The sequence below is a fragment of the Amycolatopsis coloradensis genome, from assembly GCF_001953865.1.
In the GTDB taxonomy this organism is placed as follows: Bacteria; Actinomycetota; Actinomycetes; order Mycobacteriales; family Pseudonocardiaceae; genus Amycolatopsis; species Amycolatopsis coloradensis.
In genome coordinates, this window is the sequence record NZ_MQUQ01000012.1 from 413,714 (window position 1) to 430,517 (window position 16,804).

Annotated in this window: 13 protein-coding genes; 9 read left to right on the top strand and 4 right to left on the bottom strand. The window is 69.6% G+C overall.

The window, feature by feature from the left end:
• Positions 1-3: 3 nt before the first annotated feature.
• The 3 genes from BS329_RS23265 to BS329_RS23275 are packed head-to-tail and all read right to left on the bottom strand — an operon-like array spanning position 4 to position 3,500.
• Entirely contained in the window at positions 4-2,283 is a 2,280-nt protein-coding gene (locus BS329_RS23265) for an ABC transporter permease (RefSeq protein ID WP_076163335.1), read from the bottom strand.
• Entirely contained in the window at positions 2,280-2,960 is a 681-nt protein-coding gene (locus tag BS329_RS23270) for an ABC transporter ATP-binding protein (protein WP_076163336.1), read from the bottom strand. Before BS329_RS23270 ends, BS329_RS23265 begins: the two co-directional genes overlap by 4 nt.
• A 15-nt stretch (positions 2,961-2,975) precedes the next feature.
• A complete protein-coding gene (locus BS329_RS23275; RefSeq protein ID WP_076163337.1) occupies positions 2,976-3,500 on the bottom strand; it encodes a PadR family transcriptional regulator in 525 nt (174 codons plus the stop codon).
• 538 nt (positions 3,501-4,038) lie between these two features.
• On the opposite strand from BS329_RS23275, the gene BS329_RS23280 reads away from it, so the two are divergent.
• From BS329_RS23280 to BS329_RS23305, 6 genes are read left to right on the top strand one after another with little or no spacing between them, the layout of a single operon-like run.
• Positions 4,039-6,120 carry a molybdopterin oxidoreductase family protein gene (locus BS329_RS23280; protein WP_076163338.1) on the top strand — a complete coding sequence of 694 codons (2,082 nt, stop codon included), beginning with the start codon at positions 4,039-4,041 and terminating at the stop codon, positions 6,118-6,120.
• Positions 6,117-7,544 (top strand): FAD-dependent oxidoreductase, encoded by a 1,428-nt coding sequence (locus BS329_RS23285; RefSeq protein WP_076163457.1) that lies wholly within the window; start codon positions 6,117-6,119, stop codon positions 7,542-7,544. The genes BS329_RS23280 and BS329_RS23285 overlap by 4 nt, the downstream gene beginning before the upstream one ends.
• A 29-nt stretch (positions 7,545-7,573) precedes the next feature.
• Entirely contained in the window at positions 7,574-8,932 is a 1,359-nt protein-coding gene (locus BS329_RS23290) for a nitrate/nitrite transporter (RefSeq protein ID WP_076163458.1), read from the top strand.
• Positions 8,932-11,436 (top strand): nitrite reductase large subunit NirB, encoded by a 2,505-nt coding sequence (gene nirB, locus BS329_RS23295; protein ID WP_076163339.1) that lies wholly within the window; start codon positions 8,932-8,934, stop codon positions 11,434-11,436. The genes BS329_RS23290 and nirB overlap by 1 nt, the downstream gene beginning before the upstream one ends.
• On the top strand, positions 11,433-11,780 hold the full coding sequence (gene nirD / locus BS329_RS23300) for a nitrite reductase small subunit NirD (RefSeq protein ID WP_076163340.1): 348 nt from the start codon (positions 11,433-11,435) through the stop codon (positions 11,778-11,780). Before nirB ends, nirD begins: the two co-directional genes overlap by 4 nt.
• A complete protein-coding gene (locus BS329_RS23305; RefSeq protein WP_076163341.1) occupies positions 11,777-12,880 on the top strand; it encodes a uroporphyrinogen-III synthase in 1,104 nt (367 codons plus the stop codon). Before nirD ends, BS329_RS23305 begins: the two co-directional genes overlap by 4 nt.
• 326 nt (positions 12,881-13,206) lie before the next feature.
• Here BS329_RS23305 and BS329_RS23310 read toward each other — a convergent pair whose 3' ends face one another.
• Positions 13,207-13,602, bottom strand: a complete 396-nt coding sequence (locus BS329_RS23310; protein WP_076163342.1) for a DUF3224 domain-containing protein — start codon at positions 13,600-13,602, stop codon at positions 13,207-13,209.
• Between the two features lie 62 nt (positions 13,603-13,664).
• Here BS329_RS23310 and BS329_RS23315 point away from each other — a divergent pair, with 62 nt between their 5' ends.
• Genes BS329_RS23315 through BS329_RS23325 form a run of 3 tightly spaced genes read left to right on the top strand, consistent with a single transcriptional unit; the run spans position 13,665 to position 16,772 of the window.
• The gene (locus BS329_RS23315) at positions 13,665-14,633 is read left to right on the top strand and encodes a helix-turn-helix transcriptional regulator (RefSeq protein ID WP_076163343.1); all 969 of its coding nucleotides are present in this window, start codon (positions 13,665-13,667) and stop codon (positions 14,631-14,633) included.
• The gene (locus BS329_RS23320) at positions 14,626-15,435 is read left to right on the top strand and encodes a uroporphyrinogen-III synthase (RefSeq protein WP_076163344.1); all 810 of its coding nucleotides are present in this window, start codon (positions 14,626-14,628) and stop codon (positions 15,433-15,435) included. Before BS329_RS23315 ends, BS329_RS23320 begins: the two co-directional genes overlap by 8 nt.
• A 53-nt stretch (positions 15,436-15,488) precedes the next feature.
• Positions 15,489-16,772, top strand: a complete 1,284-nt coding sequence (locus BS329_RS23325) for a sensor histidine kinase (protein ID WP_076163345.1) — start codon at positions 15,489-15,491, stop codon at positions 16,770-16,772.
• The last annotated feature ends 32 nt before the right edge of the window (positions 16,773-16,804 follow it).

Genomic DNA, 16,804 nt, shown 5'->3' on the forward strand with positions numbered 1-16,804 from the left:
CGTTCACTCGGTCCGCAGGTTCTCCGACCGCGCTGCCGAGCGCACCGACGGCAGGGTCGACGCCGTCACCAGGAGCGCCACCACCGCCGCCGCGACGGCGAGGAATCCGACGGCGCCCCAGTCGACGTAGAGCGTGTTCCAGACCAGGCGTTGGCCCACCGTGGCGATGCCGACCCCGATCGCCGTCGCGATCACGATGCCGAGCAGCAGCGGGATCCCGTTCTGCCACAACAGGGATCGGACGATCACCCGGACCGGCACCCCGGTCGCGGACAGCGCCCCGAGCGCCCGGCGTCGTGCCCGGACCTGCTCCTGTGCGAGCACCAGCAGACTGACCCCGGCCAGCACCAGCACCGACAGCGAACCACCGAGCAGGAAGCTCCTCGCGTCGGCGAACATCCGGGCCTCGGCGCTGTCGCGCTGCCCGTCGTAGGCGGCCACGGAGGCACGCCAGGCCAGCGGGGCGATCGCGTTCCGCACCCGGTCCACGAAATCCGGGTCCGAGGCGGCGGGGCGCACGCTCATGGTGGCCGAAGCGCCGCTCAGGTCGACTCCCGCGATCGCGGCCGGTGTCACGAGGAGCTGGGTCCGAACGTACTGGCCGACTCCCCACTGTTTCAGTTCGACGGGCCGGGGTGCGACGGGGATAGTCCAGTTCTGGTCCCCGTTCCGGTCCTTGCTCCGGAAATCGCTCAGGATGACCGGCTGCCCCTTCTCGAACGGGCGGCTGTGGGAGTTCCGGACGGTGAACACGTCGCCGTCCCGGCAGCCGGTCACGCCGGTCGTCGCCTCGACGGTGGCGCAGTCGGCGACGCCGAGGGTGAGGTGACCGGCGTCCGGGGTGCCCGACTTGACGAAGATCGTGCGCACGGCCTCGAAATCGGCCGAGCCCGGCAAGGCGCGCAGGGCGGTCGTCGCGGTCTCCGCCGCCTCCCCGTCCGCGTGGACGATCGCCTGTCCGACCAGTGTTCCCCGCTCCTCCGCCGACTGGGCTTGGTCGAAGTCCGTCTGACCGGCGAGGAGGCTCAACAGGCCGATCGCGCCGGCGAGGACCACGCAGAGTCCGGCGACCACCCGCGACGGGGTCCCGCTGTCGGCTTGCAGACGGCGGATCGCGAGTTGGAACGACGGGGGACCGCCACGGATCCCGGACACGGCGCGTTCGAGCAGCCACGGCAGCAGTGCCGGGATCCCGAGCAGCAGCAACACCGCGCCGCTTGCCATCAGGACCTGGCCGAGCTGGGTCCACGGACCGACGTCGGGGATCAGCAGGGCGGTCCCCGCGGCGATCGGCAGGAGCCGCCACCACAGCCGCCGCCAGGTGGGGGCGGCCTCCCTGACCACGCCCAGCGGTTCGACGATCGTGTGCCGCTGGGCGGCCAGCGCCGTCGCCACGGTCAAGGCGGGGACGACGAGCACGATCAGCGCCACCAGCGGCCATGGCGGGGTGAGATCGTGCGGGAAGACACCGAACCGGAACACCTGGATGTCCGCCGCCATGGCGCGGAGGACCAGGAACAACGCGGAACCGGCGAGCAGACCGGCCAGAGTGCTCACCAGGGTCTCGGCCGCCGCGATCCGGCGCAGCTGGGGCAGCGACGAGCCCGCCAGCCGGAGTGCGGCCAGCCGTCGATCCCGTTCGGCGGCGCCGAGTCGCGAGACGGTCCCGATGAAGACGAAAACCGGCGCGAGGAGGATGACCAGGCCGAGCAGCAGCAACGCCAAGATGTTCTGTTCGGCCACGCGGGGCAGAGCGGAGTCGGCGCCGAACGCGTAGACCGGGACGTTCCCTGCGAAGTCGTCCGCTCCGACGTAGACGACCAGGTCGTTCGGATTGACCAGTGCCTCGTGGTCGATCAACCCGACCTGTTCGCCGGGAAGCCGCGGCTTCAGCAGGCCGCTCGTGTCGGCCGCGATGAGTTCGTCCACCTTCGGCGAGACGACGACCTCGCCCGGCGCGGGGATCCGGTCCAATCCCGGTGGGACGGGCGAGTTCGGCCCGGTGGGATGCAGATAGACCAGCGCGATCGGGTTGCCCCGGAAGTCGGTGTTCCGCGCCAAGTAGTCCAGTGGCGCTACACCGGGAATCGGTGCGGTGACCACGGCGGCGTCGGACGACCGCTGGAGCCGGTTCTCCCGGACGGTGCCCAGGGAGGCGGCGACCAGCAGGATCGCCACCGCCAGCCCGATGCCGACGGTGCTCAGGACGAGCCTGGTGACCGAACCCCGGCCGCCCCCGACGGCCAGCCGGAAGCCCAGTGCCAGATCTTCCCGCCCGGTCATCGGGTCACCACCGGTTCGTGTGTCCGGCCGTCTCGCACGATGACCTCCCGATCAGAGTAGGCGGCCACCCGCGGTTCGTGGGTGACCAGGACGACGGCGGCGTTCGTCTGCTTCGCGGTTTCCGACAGCAGGCGCATCACCTGCTCGCCGCTGAAGGTGTCCAGCGCGCCGGTCGGTTCGTCCGCGAAGATCACCGACGGTTCGGTGATCAGCGCTCTGGCCATGGCGACCCGCTGACCCTGTCCGCCCGAAACCCGGCCGGGTGTGTTGCCCGCGACGTCGGTGACCTCCAGCTTGCCGAGCCAGGTCTCGGCGAGCCGTTCCGCCGGGCGGCGTTTCATGCCGCCGAGCCGCAGCGGCAGCGCGACGTTCTCCAGACAGGTCAGCTCCGGGACGAGCTGGCCGAACTGAAAGACGAAGCCGAATTCGGTGCGCCGCAAGGCACTGCGTTCGATGTCGGACATCGCCGACAGCGCCCGCCCGCGGAACAGCACCTGTCCCCGGTCGGGTCGCACGATGCCGGACAGGCAATGCAGCAGCGTCGATTTACCGGATCCCGAAGGGCCCATGACAGCGACGATCTCGCCTTGGCCCAGTTCGAGTCCGGCCGCGCTCAACGCCTGGTCGGGGCCGAAGGCCTTGTGCAGGCCCAAGCCTTGTAACAACGGTGTTTCCACTTTGTGGTCCCCAGGTCAGCGCGTCAGCTGACGCGCGAGGTCGTCGAGGCGGGCGGCCGTGAGTTCCAGCCACCGCAGATCCGCCTCGAGGTGGAACAGCGCGTGATCGCAGATGAGCTGGTCGGCGAGGTCGCCCTCGGTTTTGCGGGCGGTGAGTTCACGCATGGCGCGGAGGTGGGAGCCGCGCTGGGCGTCGAGCAGGTCTTGGGCGCCGCGGCCGGACAGGAGGGCGAGCACGACCTTGGTGTAGAGCGTGTTCTGCAGGTAGACGGACGGATTTTCCGGGCTTTTCAGCCATTCCTCGACGTTGGTGACGCCCGCTTCGGTGATCGCGTACCGCTTCCGGTCCGGCCCGCCGCCCGCTTCGACGCCGTTCTCCTCGACGAGGCCGTTCTTCAGCAGCCGGTTCAGCGTCGAGTAGACCTGCCCGTAGTGCAGTGGGCGGTCTTGCCGGAACTGCTTGTCGTAGAGCTGTTTGAGGTCGTAACCGTGCTTGGGGCCGGCTTCGAGGAGGCCGAGCAGGGTGTTCCCGATGGACATGCGGCGACTATACACAGTGTGTATACGCATCGTCTATACACGAGGTTCATAGGTGTTGAAGGGGACTTTGGCCGCGTGACATGAGGGTCCTGGCGAACGGGTTTGGCATCGCTGGTGTCTGTCAGGGTCGTGTGGGGAGGGTGCGGACGTCCGAAATCTTCCCTGCTCAGAGGTGTGTCGAGTTCTGGGGCATGTTCCTGATTTCCTGGTGTTCAGGCTCTGCAACCGGTGTGATCCCGCGGCCGTGAAGGAATTCCTTCACCGTCAGCCTCACGAAGTGACGACGTCCCCATCAGCTCGCGTGCGCGGCACTCTGCCTGCTCATGTCCCGAAAGTGGCTTTCGCGACGTTTGCAGGCTGACCGCCACCAGGCCTGAGGTGAAGGGAGCTTTCACCGCGTGACATGCGGGGGAAGTCCCTTCAGCTCGTCGGTGACCTCACGGTGTGACGTCCATCGGCGGCGGGCAATGTCAAACGCCTGAAACATTCAGGAGTTTTCAGGTAACACGGCCTCCCTACCTTCAAGCGCAATCGACGCATGGAGGAGGTGCCCGTGCCGCTCGCCGCCCCCGCCCGAGCCGTGGCCACGCACTGCCCGTACTGCGCCTTGCAGTGCGGGATGAGCCTCGACGGCGCCCGCGTCACCCCGCGCGACTTCCCGGTCAACGCAGGTGGCCTGTGCCAGAAAGGCTGGACGTCGGGAGAACTCCTCACCTCGCCTTCCCGGCTGACGACACCGCTGATCAGGGTCGACGGTGAACTCCGGCCCGCGACCTGGGAACAAGCGCTCGACCTCGTCGCGCGGCGGCTCACCGAGATCCGCGCGGCCAAGGGCGCCGACTCGGTCGCCGTCTTCGGCGGCGGCGGGCTGACCAACGAAAAGGCTTACCTGCTGGGGAAATTCGCCCGCGTCGCGCTGGGTACCGCGCAGATCGACTACAATGGCCGGTTCTGCATGTCCTCGGCGGCCGCCGCCGCGGTCATGGCGTTCGGCGCCGATCGCGGGATGCCGTTCCCGGTCACGGATCTCGCCGCCGCCGACGCCGTCCTGCTCGTCGGCGCCAACCCCGCCGAGACGATGCCGCCGTTCACGCAGCATCTGCGCGGCGCGGATTTGATCGTCGTCGACCCACGCCGTACCCCGACCGCCGACCTGGCCGGACTGCACCTCGCGCCCGCGCCGGGGACCGATCTCGCGCTCGCGCAAGGAATCCTGCACGCGGTCGTCGCCGACGGACTGCTCGACCAGTCCTATGTGGACGCGCGCACCAACGGTTTCGGGGAACTGTGGCGTTCGGTCGCGGCATGGTGGCCGGAGCGCGTCGAGCAGGTCACCGGAGTCTCCGCCGCGGACCAGCGCCGCGTCGCCGCGAAACTGGCTTCCGCCCGCAACGCCTACGTTCTCACCGCGCGGGGCACCGAACAGCATGCCAACGGCACGGCGATGGTGAACGCGTGGATCAACCTCGCGCTCGCCCTCGGTCTGCCTGGGCGCCAGGGTTCCGGCTTCGGCTGCCTGACCGGGCAGGGCAACGGCCAGGGGGGTCGCGAACACGGCCAGAAGGCCGACCAGCTGCCGGGGTACCGCAAGATCGATGATCCCGCCGCCCGCGAGTACGTCGCCGGAGTCTGGGGTGTGCCACCGGAATCCCTGCCGGGACCGGGCCGCTCGGCCGTCGAACTGCTGGAAGCGCTCGGCACCGAAGGCGGACCGAGCGCGTTGATGGTGTTCGGCAGCAACCTCGTCGTTTCCGCGCCCCGGGCGGGACGTGTCCAGGAAAAGGTGTCCTCTTTGGACTTCCTGGTCGTCTCGGACCTTGTCCTGTCGGAGACCGCGGTGATGGCCGACGTCGTCCTGCCGGTCACCCAGTGGGCCGAAGAAGACGGCACGATGACCAATCTCGAAGGCCGGATCCTCCTGCGGCGCAAGGCGATCGATCCACCGTCCGGCGCGAGGACGGATCTGTACGTGCTTTCGGAACTCGCCCGGCGGCTCGGCCAGCCCGACGGCCGGTTCCCTTCCGACGCCGAGACCGTCTTCACCGAACTCCGCCAGGCATCGAAGGGCGGCGTCGCCGACTACTCCGGCGTCACCTACGACCGGCTCCGTGACGGCGAGGCCCTGTACTGGCCCGTTCCGGCGGAATCGCATCCCGGCACGCCGCGGATGTTCCTCGGCACTTTCGCCCATCCGGACGGCCGCGCGCGGTTCGTGCCGGTGGATCACGTCGGCCCGGCCGAAGTGCCCGACGCCGAATTCCCCTTGCAGGCCACCACGGGCCGGGTCCTGCAGCACTACCAGTCCGGGGCGCAGACCCGGCTGGTCAAGGAACTGAACGACGTCGTGGCGGAGGCCTTCGTGGAAGTTCATCCGGACACCGCCGCCCGGGCGGGGCTGGCCGAGGGCGATCTCGCGGTGGTGCGGTCGCGGCGCGGGGAGACCGTCGCCCGCGTCCGCTGCGTGCCGTCGCTGCGCCCGGACCTGGTGTTCCTGCCGTTCCACTTTCCCGGCGAAGGAAGGGCGAACCTGCTGACCAACCCGGCACTCGACCCGACGAGCCGGATGCCCGAGTTCAAGGTGTGCGCGGTCGCGCTCGCCCCGGCCGGGGTCGTCGCGTGAGCCCCCGGTCGGTGGTCATCGCCGGGTACGGGATGGCGGGTGCCCGGCTGGCGGATGACATCCGCCGCCGCGATCCCGACGGGGAACGCGTCCGGCTCACCGTCGTCGGCGCGGAGACGCACGCCGCCTACAACCGCGTGCTGCTGTCGGCGGTGGTCGCCGGGACCATGCGGCCCGAGGTCGTCCGGCTCCACGACGACGACTGGCCGTCCCGCACCGGGGCGGACCTGCGGCGCGGGGTCGCCGCGACGTCGATCGACCGCGCCGCCCGGCGGGTGCACCTCGATGACGGGTCCACCGTGGACTACGACGCGCTCGTGCTCGCCACCGGGGCCAACCCGTGGATGCCGCCGGTCGAGGGGCTCGAACCCGGCCCGGACGTCGTCGCGTTCCGCACCCTCGACGACTGTGCCCGCATCCTCGACGCCGCCAAACGGGGTGCCCCGGTCGCCGTACTCGGCGGCGGGCTGCTCGGGCTGGAAGCCGCGCGAGGCCTGGCGGGGCGTGGAAACCTCGTCACCGTCGTGCATCCGATGCCGCACATCATGGAACGTCAGCTGGACGCGGAATCCGCGCGGGTGCTGACCAGGAAGCTCGAGAACTTCGGCATCGGCTTCCGGCTCGGCGTCGGGGCCGCGCGTTATGTCAGCGGCGACGGGCTCAAACTGGACGACGGCACCCACGTGCCCGCCGATCTCATCGTCGTCTCGACCGGTGTCCGCGCCGAGACGAAACTGGCCGTGGACGCCGGGCTGACCGTCGAGGGCGGCATCGTCGTCGACGATCTGCTGCGTACCAGCGACGGCCGGATCCACGCGATCGGCGACTGTGCCCGGCATCCGGGCGCGTTCGGCGGTCTCGTGCAGCCCGCGTGGGAACAGGCCGCCGTCGTCGCGGATCTGGTCACCGGGACGAAAGCCGCGTCCCGCTATCGCGGCACCCAGCCGGTGACCAGGCTGAAGGCTCGCGGCATCGACCTCACCGCGCTCGGCGAGACGACGACCGGCGCCGACGATCCGACCGCGGAAGTGCTCACCTTCAGCGATCCGGCGGGCTGCCGCTACGGCAAGCTCGTCGTCCGCGAGAACAAGGTGACGGGGGCGATCCTGCTCGGCCTGCCCGACGCGGCCGCGACGATCACGCAATTCCACGACCGGGGCACACCGGTGCCCGAAGACCGGCTCGCCGTCCTTTTGGGACGTGCGCTGCCCGCCGGATCGCCGTCGGCGTCGAGCCCGGCCGATCTGCCCGCGTCGGCGGTCATCTGCCGCTGCAACGCGGTGACCAAGGGGCGGCTCGTCGAGGCCTGGCGCGGCGGTGCCACCGACGTTCCCGCCCTCGCCGGGGCGACCCGCGCGACGACCGGCTGCGGTGGCTGCGAGGACGCCGTCGGCGGGGTCGCGAAGTGGCTGGCCGCCCAGTGAACCCGAACGCATCCACCAAGGAGGACCTCATGGAAGCTCGTGGAAAGCGCTGGATCGAGCACTGGGATCCGGAGAACGAGCGGTTCTGGGAGGAGACCGGGAAGAAGGTCGCCCGCCGGAACCTCTGGTTCTCCGTCCTGGCCGAGCACATCGGCTTCTCCGTCTGGACACTGTGGTCGGTCATGGTCCTGTTCATGGGGCCGCAGTACGGTTTCTCCGCCGCCGACAAGTTCCTCCTCGTCTCGACACCGACGCTGATCGGCGCGCTCATGCGACCGTTGTACACCTTCGCGGTCGCGAGGTTCGGCGGACGGAACTGGACGATCGTCAGTGCGTTGCTGCTGCTGGCGCCCACCGTGCTGGCCGCGATCGCGATGGAACCGGGCACCCCGCTCGGCACGTTCCTGCTGATCGCCGCGCTCGGCGGGGTCGGCGGCGGCAACTTCGCGTCGTCGATGACCAACATCAACGCGTTCTACCCCGAGAAGCACAAGGGCTGGGCGCTCGGGCTCAACGCGGGCGGCGGGAACCTCGGCGTGGCGGCGATCCAGCTGATCGGGCTGCTGGTCATCGGCACCGTCGGCGCGACCGCGCCCCGGCTGGTGCTCGCGATCTACCTCCCGCTGATCGTCCTCGCCGCGACCTGCGCGTACTTCTTCATGGACAACCTCGCCTCGATGAAGGGCGACACCAAGGCGATGCGTGAGGTCGTCAAGGATCCGCACACCTGGGTGATGTCGTTCCTCTACGTCGGCACGTTCGGTTCGTTCATCGGGTACAGCTTCGCGTTCGGCCTGGTGTTGCAGAACCAGTTCGGCCGGACCCCGTTGCAGGCGGCGGCGGTGACCTTCCTCGGGCCGCTGCTCGGCTCCTTCTCGCGGCCCGCGGGTGGCTGGCTGTCCGACCGGATCGGTGGCGGCAAGGTCACCTTCGTGACGTTCGTCGGGATGGCCGCGGCGACCGCGGTGCTGATCCTGGCGTCGACGTCGAACTCGCTGGCGCTGTTCACCGTCGCGTTCATCGTGTTGTTCGTGCTCACCGGCATCGGCAACGGCTCGACCTACAAGATGATCCCGGCGATCTTCCGCGCCAAGGCGAAGGTCGCGATCAGCGAGGGCGCCGACGAGACCCTCGAAATGCTCAAGGCACGCAAGCTCTCCGGCGCGTTGATCGGGCTGGCCGGGGCGATCGGCGCGCTCGGCGGGCTGTTCATCAACCTGGCCTTCCGGCAGTCGTTCGCGGACACGAAGAGCGGTGTGCCGGCGTTCGTCGCCTTCCTCGTCTTCTACGGGCTGTGCTTCGCCGTCACCTGGGCGGTGTACCTGCGCAAACAGCAGACGGAGGTGGCGAGCACCCGAGGTCTGGCGCTCGCCGGGGCGGAGGTCTGATGCGGAAACTCGTCGTCGCGGGACACGGGATGGTCGCGCACCGGCTCGTGGAAGCGGTACGCGCGGAGGACAAGACCGGCGAATGGCAGGTCGTGGTGCTCGCCGAAGAGGCCAGGCCCGCTTACGATCGCGTCGCTTTGACGTCCTATGTGGACACCTGGGATCCGGATTCGCTCGCGCTTTCCGGCGCGGATTACGCCGATGACCCGCTGGTCGAACTGCGGCTCGGCGACGCGGTGACGTCGGTGGACCGGAAGCGCAAGGTGGTCGTCACCGAGTCCGGGTACGAGCAGGCGTACGACGCGCTCGTCCTCGCGACGGGTTCGCGGCCGTTCGTTCCGCCGGTGCCGGGGCACGATCTTCCCGGCTGTTTCGTCTACCGGACGATCGAGGATCTCGACGCCATCCGGGAAGCCGCTCAGCGGCCTGGACGCGGTCGGCGGTCGGCCGTCGTCATCGGTGGCGGTCTGCTCGGTCTCGAAGCCGCGAAGGCGTTGCGGGACTTGGGACTCTCGCCGCATGTGGTCGAGATGGCGCCACGGCTGATGCCGTTGCAAGTCGACGAGGGCGGCGGTGGCCTGCTGCGACGGCTGATCACCGACCTCGACGTGACCGTCCACACGGGAACGTCGACCGACGCCATCGAGCGGGACGGCGAACGCTACCTCGCGCGGCTGGGCAACCGCACGGAACTCGACGTCGATCTGGTCGTGTTCTCGGCCGGGATCCGGCCGCGCGACGACCTCGCCCGGTCGTCCGGGCTGGAAGTCGGCGCGCGGGGCGGCATCCTGGTCGACCACACCTGCCGGACGTCCGACCCGGCGGTGTACGCGATCGGCGAATGTGCCGCCGTGGCCGGAAAGGTGTACGGCATCGTCGCGCCAGGGTACGCGATGGCGGAGATCGTCGCCGCGCGGCTGACCGGCGGTGAGGGCACCTTCCCCGAACCTGACCTGTCGACAAAGCTCAAGCTCATGGGTGTCGACGTCGCCAGTTTCGGCGACGCGCACGCGGCGACCGAGGGCGCGCTCGAGGTCGCGTTCAACGACGCTGTCGCCGGGACCTACAAGAAGCTCGTGGTGTCCGACGACTCGAAGACGTTGCTGGGTGGCGTTCTCGTCGGCGACGCGAGCGAGTTCAACACGCTGCGCGCGATGGTCGGCAGGCCGTTGCCCGCCGAACCGGGCGCGATCCTCGCCCCGGCCGGTGGTGGCGCGGCGGTCGGTGTCGACGCGCTGCCCGGCGCCGCGCAGATCTGTTCGTGCAACGCGGTCTCCAAGGGCGCCATCACGCACGCGATCACTGATCAGGGCTGCGATTCGGTCGCCAAGCTCAAGGGCTGCACGCGGGCGGGCACGGCGTGCGGATCCTGCGTCCCGCTGCTGGGCAAGCTGCTGACGGCTTGCGGTGTCGAGCAGTCGAAGGCGCTGTGCGAGCACTTTTCGCAGTCACGCGCGGAGTTGTTCCAAATCCTCCAGGCCACGCGGATCGGCACCTTCAGCGAGATGATCGACCGGTACGGCACCGGAACCGGTTGCGCCATCTGCAAACCGGCGATCGCGTCGATCCTGGCCACGCTGGGCAACGGGCACATCCTCGCCGGTGAGCAGGCGACCCTGCAGGACACCAACGACAAGTTCCTGGCGAACCTCCAGCGCAACGGCACCTACTCGGTGGTCCCGCGGATCCCTGGCGGCGAGATCACGCCCGAGAAGTTGATGGTGATCGCGCAGGTGGCGATGGACTTCGGGCTGTACACCAAGATCACCGGCGGACAGCGGATCGATCTGTTCGGCGCGGGAGTCGACCAGCTCCCGCTGATCTGGCGGCGGCTCGTCGACGCCGGGTTCGAGTCAGGGCATGCGTACGGGAAGTCGTTGCGTACGGTCAAGTCCTGTGTCGGTTCGACGTGGTGCCGCTACGGCGTCCAGGACAGTGTCGGCCTCGCGATCGAGCTGGAACTGCGGTATCGAGGACTTCGTTCGCCGCACAAGCTGAAGTCCGCGGTGTCGGGTTGCGCACGGGAGTGCGCGGAAGCGCGCAGCAAGGACTTCGGCATCATCGCGACCGACAAGGGCTGGAACCTCTACGTCGGCGGGAACGGCGGCGCGACCCCACGGCACGCGGATCTGCTGGTGTCCGAAGTGGACACCGAGACGCTGATCCGCACGATCGACCGGTTCCTGATGTTCTACGTCCGCACGGCCGACCGGTTGCAGCGCACGGCGCCGTGGGTCGAGGAGATGGACGGCGGACTCGACCACCTGCGGGCGGTGATCGTCGACGACAAGCTCGGCATCTGCGAGGACCTCGACGCGGCGATGGCCAAGCACGTCGGCGACTACGCCGACGAATGGCGTGGAGTGCTGGAGGATCCGGAGAAGCTGGCGAAGTTCAGCTCGTTCGTCAACGCGCCGGGCACGCCGGACCCGACGATCTCGTTTCGCACCGAACGTGACCAGAAAGTGCCCGTGCTCCTGGGTATCCCGGAGGTGAAACAGTGACGACCTCGATCGAGCGCACCTGGATCGCCGTCTGCGCGGCGGGCGCCGTCCCGGAATGGTCCGGCGTCGCCGCCCTGCTCGACGGCGGCGTGCAGGTGGCGATCTTCCGGCTGCCCGGTGGCAGGTGGTTCGCACTGTCCAATATAGACCCGGTCAGCGGCGCCGCGGTGCTTTCGCGGGGGATCGTCGGCGACGCCGGCGGTGTCCCGGTGGTGGCTTCGCCGGTGTACAAGGAACGATTCGATTTGCGGACCGGCGACTGCCTGGACGCCGAAGGTGTCTCGGGCGAGGTGTATCGGGTGCGGGTCACCGGGGGTGTGGTGGAGGTGGAGGATTCACCGTGACAGACGTTCCTCCCCTGGCGGGATTCGTCATCGGCATCACGGCGGCGCGACGGGCTGACGAGCTCGGCGCGCTGTTCGTGCGCAAGGGCGCCACCGTGCGATACGGCCCGGCCATCCGGATCGTGCCGCTCGCCGACGACACCGAACTGCGGTCGGCCACGATGCGCCTGCTGGAAGAGCGGGCAGATATCGTCGTCGCGACGACGGGAATCGGTTTCCGTGGCTGGACCGAGGCCGCCGAAGGCTGGGGGTTGGGGGAGGAACTGCTGGAGCGGCTGGGGGAGTCGTCGCTGCTGGCGCGAGGACCGAAGGCCAAGGGCGCGATCCGCTCGGTCGGTCTTTCGGAGGACTACTCGCCCGCGTCGGAGAGCAACGCCGAGGTGTTGCGGCATCTGCTCGAATCCGGTGTGGACGGTCAGCGGATCGCGGTGCAGTTGCACGGCGAGCCGCTGCCGTACTTTGTGGACAGTCTTCGCGCCGCGGGTGCCGAGGTGATCGAGGTTCCGGTGTACCGCTGGGTCGGACCGGCCGATCCGGGACCGCTGGACCGGCTGCTGGACGCCGTCCTGGATGGCTTGGTGGACGCGCTGCCGTTCACCAGCGCTCCGGCCGTCGCGTCGCTGCTGGCGATGGCGAAGCGGACCGGACGGCTGCCGGGCATCGTGCGGGCACTGGAGAAGCGGGTCGTGGCGGCCTGTGTCGGGCCGATCACCGCGGGGCCGCTGGCGGCGCTCGGGGTCCCGACGGTCCAGCCGTCACGGTCGCGGATCGGGGCGCTGGCGCGGACGGTGTCCGACGCGCTCGAAGCCCGCTCACCGCGACTGGACGCGGGCGGGCGGAGCATCGAACTGCGCGGACAGGCGGCGCTGGTGGACGGGCAGTGGTGTGACATCGCGCCCGCGCCGATGGCACTGCTGCGGGCGCTGGCGGAGTCGCCGGGCCGCGTGTTCTCCCGGCGGGAACTGATCTCCGCGCTGCCCGATGGCGGCGAGGAACACGCCGTCGAGACCGCCATCGGCCGCCTGCGGAACTCCTTGGGCGCCCCGAAACTCGTCCAGACGGTGGTGAAACGCGGCTACCGCCTGGCTGTCGACCCCTGACCCCCCCGCGTTTCGTCCTCTAGTTGCGGTAGTTGGGAACGCGAACTACCGCAACTAGAGGACGAAACGCGGGGGGTACGCGGGGGGTTACGCGAAGGTGACGCCCGGGGTGGCCGGACGTTGATCCGCAGGTAGGCCTCGACGACGCGGGTGGCGGCGTCGAGACGGGCGGTGAGGCCCGGCAGGGCGGTGTCGCGTACGGAGTCCTACAAGCCGAGGTCGAACACGGGCACCGCGGCCACGTCCGTCTTCTCGCGGTGCAGTCCGTGCGCCGCGATCCGGTACGCCAGCACCTGCTCGCGATCGACCTCGAGCAGTCGTCCTCCCTAAATTTCGAAAGCGAACGTGTACGACATCGCCGGCTCGCCGATCACACCCGTGGTGGTACCGGACCCGGTGATCCCGGCGAGTTCACCCGTTCCGGAGCCCTCGACCACCGTGAACACCGACGAGACGCCCTTGGCGTCGAATCCGGTGTCGTGCTTGATCACGAAGCTTCCCTTGCGGCCGTCCACACTGCCTTCGACGCGTTCGAACCCCGGGGCGGTCGTGCCGCCGCCGTCGTAGCCCTCACCCGCGTAGTACAGCAGGTAGTCGACGATCGACTCGCCCTCGATCAGCCCGCTGTAGGCGAGCGTGGCGTGGGCGTAGGCGACACGCGGGCCGCCCTCGGTGCCGCTGACGATGCTTTCGTCCCAGTTCTTCATAACGAAGGTGTTCATGGGACTCACCCTGACAGGCAAACCTGTCAGATCATGTCAGGTTTTTCGGGGATACTCGATTCATGCGCGCGAGCAGACTCCTGTCGGTCCTCCTCCTGCTGCAGAACCGCGGCCGGATGACGGCCGAGGAGCTGGCGGCCGAGTTGGAGGTGTCGGTCCGGACGGTCTACCGCGACGTCGAGGCGCTGTCCGCGGCCGGCGTGCCGGTGTACGCCGATCGCGGCCGCACGGGCGGCTATCAGCTGGTCGACGGGTATCGCACGCGGCTGACCGGGCTGACCGAGGAGGAAGCGCAATCGCTTTCGCTGGCCGGTCTGCCGGGCGCGGCCGCCGAACTCGGGCTGGGCACCGTCCTCGCCGCCGCGCAACTCAAACTGCACGCGGCCATGCCCGCGGAGCTGCGTGCCGGGGCGAGCAAGGTCTCTGACCGGTTTTACCTGGACGTCCCGGGCTGGCACCGCGGGATCGAAAGCCTGCCGCGACTGTCCGAACTGGCCGGTGCGGTCTGGCACGCGCGGCGGGTCAAGGTCCGGTACGAACGCTGGGGGCAGAAGAAGGTCGAGCGCGTCCTCGACCCGCTCGGCCTGATCCTCAAGGCGGGGAACTGGTACCTCGCGGCGCGGTGCGACGGGACCGACCGGACCTATCGCGTGTCCCGGATCGAGGAGCTCGAAGATCTCGGCGAGACCTTCGAGCGGCCGTCCGACTTCGACCTCGCGCGGTACTGGCAGGAGTGGTCGGAGCAGTTCGAAAAGCGGATGTACTCGCGCGTGGCGGTGGTCCGGCTGAACGAGTTCGCCCGCATACTCCTACCGTTCTATCTCGGCGCTGTCGGCGTGCGAGCGTTGCGGGAAGCCGACGCCGAACCGGATGAAGACGACTGGCTGACGATGGAACTGCCCGTCGAGCCGGGAGAGCCTGCCGTCGGCGAACTGCTGCGGTTCGGCGGGAACCTCGAAGTGCTCGAACCGCCGGATCTGCGCGAGCGGCTGGCGGAGGAGATCAGGAAGATGGGCGCGCGTTATGGCTGACCTCAGCGGCATCACGATCGGGATCACCGCGGAGCGGCGGGCCGACGACTTCATCGCCGCCCTCGAACGACATGGCGCGACCGTGCTGCACGCGCCCACCATCCGCATCGTCCCGCTGCCCGACGACACCGAACTGCGGGCGGCCACGGACGCGGTGCTGGCCGAACCGGTCGGGTTCACCGCGGTCACCACCGGCGCCGGGTTCCGCGGCTGGCTTTCGGCGGCCGAAGGCTGGGGGCTGCGCGAACCGCTGCTGGAACGACTGGCGGCGTCACGAATCTTCGTGCGCGGGCCGAAAGCGGCAGGCGCGGTGCGTGGCGAGGGGCTGCGTGAGGAATTCTCCGCGCCGGAGGAGAGCAACGCCGAACTCTTCGAGGGCCTGCGCGACGCAGGGGTCGGCGGGGCACGCGTCGCCGTCCAGTTGCACGGCACCCTGCTGCCCGAACTCACCGGGCTGCTGCGGGATTCCGGCGCGGACGTCGTCCAGGCGCAGCCGTACCGCTGGCTTTCGCCGTCGGACGTCGGACCTGTGCACGATCTCGTCGAAAGTGTGGTCGCCGGGCGGGTGGGCGCGCTGGCGTTCACCTCCGCTCCGGCGGCGGCGAACCTGCTCGCGCTGGCGGGGTCGCGCCGCGAGGAACTTCTTGCCGCACTGCGAGGTCCGGTGCTGTGCGCGTGCGTCGGACCGGTGACCGCGGCGCCGCTGGAGGCCGCCGGGGTGCCGACCGTCCAGCCCGAACGGCAACGGCTCGGCGCGCTGGTGAAACTTCTCGTCGCGGAACTGCGCATTCGGCCGTCTTGACGGGTGTGGTCCCCTTTGCCAGGCTCGACACCGGGCGCACGGGAGGGCGGCGGATGTCCGAGTCGGTCACCTTCGTGCGGGCTATGTTGCGCAAGGGATCTTCGGTATTGGGCGCGAGCCCGGCCGACGAGGTGCCAGACCCCGATTCCGTTCCCGATTGGCGTTATCGCGAAGACTCGGCGGATTTGCTGCTGACACGCGCGATCCGCTACTCCGCGCTCGGCCCGCTTTTCTACCGCGTGGCCGCGTTTCCCAAGGTGTACATCGGTTTCCTGGTCGCGAACGGATCGGCCGGGATCGTCCCGGTGCTGAGCACGACGATCCTGGCGGTGCTGCTCAACGTCTTCGCCGTCTGGTGGGTGGTGCGGGGCCGCGGGATCCGGGCGAAGACGTCCGGGCGGCTGATGTACGCGGATCTCGCGGTGGGCCTGGTGCTCACGACGGTCGTGGCCGCGACCGCGCCCGCCGAGATCCAGCCGTTCGCCATCGACGTCGCGTGGACGTGGCTGGTCGGGACGGTGGCGTTGTGGACGCTGTCGTCCGGGCTGCCGGCCGCTTTCCTGCTGCTGATCGCGGCTCTGCCGTTCCGGGCGTTCCTGACCTGGATCGGCGGGCTCCCGATCGACCATCCGCTCGCGGTGAGCCGGTCGGTGGGGTGCATGGTCGCGCTGGTCGTGGCGATGGTGACCACGGCGGGGATCCTGATCCTGCTCGGCATCGGGACCAGATTCGCGCTGGGGATCGGGATGCGGCGCGGGCAGCGCGCCGAACGCCTGCGGACTCAGCGGGTCATGCACGACTCCGTGCTGCAAACCTTGGAAGCGATGGGCATGGAGGCGCCCGACGACGATTCGGCCGCCGCACGGCGGCTCGCCGAGATGCGGGCCGCTGCCCGGGCACAGGCCGCCGAGCTCCGACGCGAACTGACCGGCCCGGACACGCCTTCGACCCGCGGTCTCGCGGCGGACCTGGCTGAGGTCGCCACAGAAATGGCGCGAGACGGCCTCCGCACCCAGCTCGTCGCCGCCGAGACCGAAGAGGACTACCGCCTCTCACACGCCCGTCGGACCGCCATCCGCGACGCCGTCCGCGAAGCGCTCCGAAACACCGTGAAGCACGCCGGGACGAAGCAGGTCGTGCTTCGCGTCGAGGAGTGCGAAGGCGGCATCGCGGTCATCGCGCGGGATCAGGGGACCGGTTTCAGCATGCTGGACCGGCCGCCGGGGTTCGGGATCAGCCAGTCGATCATGGCGCGACTGGCGGAGGTCGGCGGGCGGGGGACGATCGATTCGCATCCGGGGCGGGGGACCCGGGTGACGCTCTGGGTTCCGCACTGAGGGTCCGGTGGGGAGACGCTCGCGAAAGCGAT